Source organism: Mesorhizobium sp. M0909, from assembly GCF_040319515.1.
In the GTDB taxonomy this organism is placed as follows: Bacteria; Pseudomonadota; Alphaproteobacteria; order Rhizobiales; family Rhizobiaceae; genus Mesorhizobium.
The window spans coordinates 1-2712 of the sequence record NZ_JAMYOA010000055.1 but is presented as its reverse complement, the minus strand read 5'-3'; the positions used below and the strand labels follow the sequence as shown (position 1 = coordinate 2712).

Here is a 2712-nt window from a genome sequence, read left to right as displayed (position 1 = left end):
ACTGGCCCATCTGCTTCACTGCCATCGCGATTCCCTCCGAGCTTCGTCTCAGAGAATCACAATCAGCGAATTACGCAACAGGCCCCCTCGTGGGCGAGATGTCCGGCAGGACAGAGAGGGGCGCCGTCCCGCCAACCTCAGGCCGGAAACACAAAACCCGCCACAGCGGGCGGGTCGTTGGAGCCATTTAGCACTATATCCAAATTAATAGCATAGCTGCCGGCACAAAGCAAGAACAAAATACGTTGTGAGGGCAAAAAAAGCGAATTCCGCGCGCCCCTCGCCTTGTCCTTCCTCAAGCGAGCGTGCTCAACCAATTGCAAGGTCGCGTTCCTTCGCTCCCCCTCCGTCCCGCCAACCTCAAGCAGATTACAGCCTCACGCGAATTCCATGATTACCGCGTCGACGGCAAGGCTGTCGCCGGGCTTGGCGTTGAGCTTCGAGACGATGAGGTCGCGCTCGGCGCGCAGCACGTTCTCCATCTTCATCGCTTCGACCACGGCAAGCGTCTCGCCGGCCTTGACCTCCTGCCCCTCGGCAACGGCGATCGACACGACGAGGCCAGGCATCGGGCAAAGCAGCATCTTCGAGGTATCCGGCGCCACTTTTTCCGGCATCAGCCTTTCGAGTTCGGCGGTGCGCGGCAGCATGGCGCGGGCTGTCACCGAGATGCCTTTCCAGGCGATGCGGAACCCGTTCAGCACCGGCCTGACCTGCGCCGCGACCTTGCGGCCGCCGACCGTGCCGCGCCAGATGAGATCGCCCGGCCGCCAGTCGGAGTTCACGGTCAGTGCCTTGCCGTCGATTGTGAGGTCGAGCTCCATCGGAATGGAAATCATCCCTTCGACGATGGCGACCGAAAGATAGTCCGGGCCGATCTTCACCACCCAATCGCGTTTCAAGGCGCCGGAATGCGGCGCCAGCCGCCCGCCCAGCCGGTCGAGCCGGTCGCGGCGCAGCAGTTCCACCGCGGTGGCAATCGCGGCCAGCACCGCTTTCTCCTCGGCGTCTGGCACAATCGGCGCGAAGCCGTCGGGATACTCCTCGGCGATGAACCCGGTCGATATCTGACCTTCCCGCCAGCGCGGATGCTGCATCAGCGCCGCCAGGAACGGTATGTTGTGCTCGATGCCGTCGACGACGAAACTGTCCAGCGCCTCCGACATCGCGTCTATCGCCGCCAGCCGTGTCGGCGCCCAGGTGCACAGCTTGGCGACCATCGGGTCATAGAACATCGAGATTTCCGAGCCTTCGGTGACGCCGGTATCGTTGCGGATAACGATGTCGCCGAACTTTCCTTCCTCGGGCGGCCGATACTTGGTCAGCCTGCCGATCGACGGCAGAAAGTTGCGATACGGATCTTCGGCATAGAGGCGGCTTTCCACCGCCCAGCCGTTCAGCTTGACGTCGCTCTGCTTGATGGCGAGCTTTTCGCCGGCCGCCACGCGGATCATCTGCTCGACCAGGTCGATGCCGGTGACGAGTTCCGTCACCGGATGCTCGACCTGCAGCCGCGTGTTCATTTCCAGGAAATAGAAGTTCTTGTCGCTGTCGACGATGAACTCGACCGTGCCGGCGCTCTGGTAGTCGACGGCCTTGGCCAGCGCCACCGACTGCTCGCCCATGGCTTTGCGGGTCTTGGCGTCGAGGAACGGCGACGGCGCCTCCTCTACGATCTTTTGGTTGCGGCGCTGGATCGAACATTCGCGCTCGCCGAGATAGAGCGTGCTGCCATGCGCGTCGGCGAGCACCTGGATTTCGATATGGCGCGGATCGACGATGAATTTTTCGATGAAGACGCGGTCATCGCCGAACGAGCTTTTGGCCTCCGACCGCGCCCGGTCGAAGCCGTCGCGCACCTCTGCCTTGCTCCAGGCGATGCGCATGCCCTTGCCGCCGCCGCCGGCCGAGGCCTTGATCATCACGGGATAGCCGATTTCGCCGGCTATTCTTTCGGCATGGGCGGCGTTTTCGACGACGCCGAGCCAGCCGGGCACCGTCGACACCTTGGCCGCATTGGCGAACTTCTTCGATTCGATCTTGTCGCCCATCGCCTTGATGGCCTTGGGCTTCGGGCCAATGAAGACGATGCCTTCCTGCTCCAACGCTTCGCAGAAGGATGCCCGCTCGGACAGGAAACCGTAGCCCGGATGCACGGCCTCTGCTCCTGTGGCCTTGCAGGCGGCGATGATCTTTTCCGGGACCAGATAGCTTTGCGCGGCCGGCGAAGGCCCGATATGCACCGCCTCGTCGGCCATTTCGACATGCACGGCGTCGCGGTCGGCATCGGAATAGACCGCGACGGTGACGATGCCCATCTTGCGCGCCGTCTTGATCACGCGGCAGGCGATCTCGCCACGGTTGGCGACCAGTATCTTTGTGAACATGCAGGCCTCGTCCCTCGGCTGCCCTTTTTTAACGGGCTTCCCGTTTTATGGGCTTCAGAAGGGCGGTCAAGGCAAAGTCGGAGCCTATCCCGCATGCAGATCGGCGGGCGCTGACGAAAATCCGGGGTCGGAACGTCGCTTCGTGCATAGCGCGAAGCTGAATGGTAAGTTAAATCTAACTTGGATTGCAGACTGTCTTGGGAGGAGTGCCTGATGAAAACGCGCGCCGCTGTTGCCGTCGCCGCCGGAAAGCCGCTGGAGATCATGGAGGTCGACCTCGAGGGTCCTCGCGATGGCGAGGTGCTGGTCGAGATCAAGGCAACCG

General features: G+C 62.4%; 1 protein-coding gene and 1 pseudogene. One reads left to right on the top strand and one right to left on the bottom strand.

Going from position 1 to position 2712, the window contains the following annotated elements; translation table 11 throughout:
- Positions 1-377: 377 nt before the first annotated feature.
- Positions 378-2387, bottom strand: coding sequence for an acetyl-CoA carboxylase biotin carboxylase subunit (locus tag NKH83_RS31430; protein WP_352809038.1), 2010 nt, complete (start codon positions 2385-2387; stop codon positions 378-380).
- Positions 2388-2600: 213 nt separating this feature from the next.
- On the opposite strand from NKH83_RS31430, the pseudogene NKH83_RS31425 reads away from it, so the two are divergent.
- Positions 2601-2712, top strand: a pseudogene (locus tag NKH83_RS31425) (S-(hydroxymethyl)glutathione dehydrogenase); the annotation flags it as partial.

Excerpts from the sequence above, each read along its gene's own strand:
- NKH83_RS31430 (WP_352809038.1), bottom strand. The coding sequence starts at position 2,387 with ATGTTCACAAAGATACTGGTCGCCAACCGTGGCGAGATCGCCTGCCGC.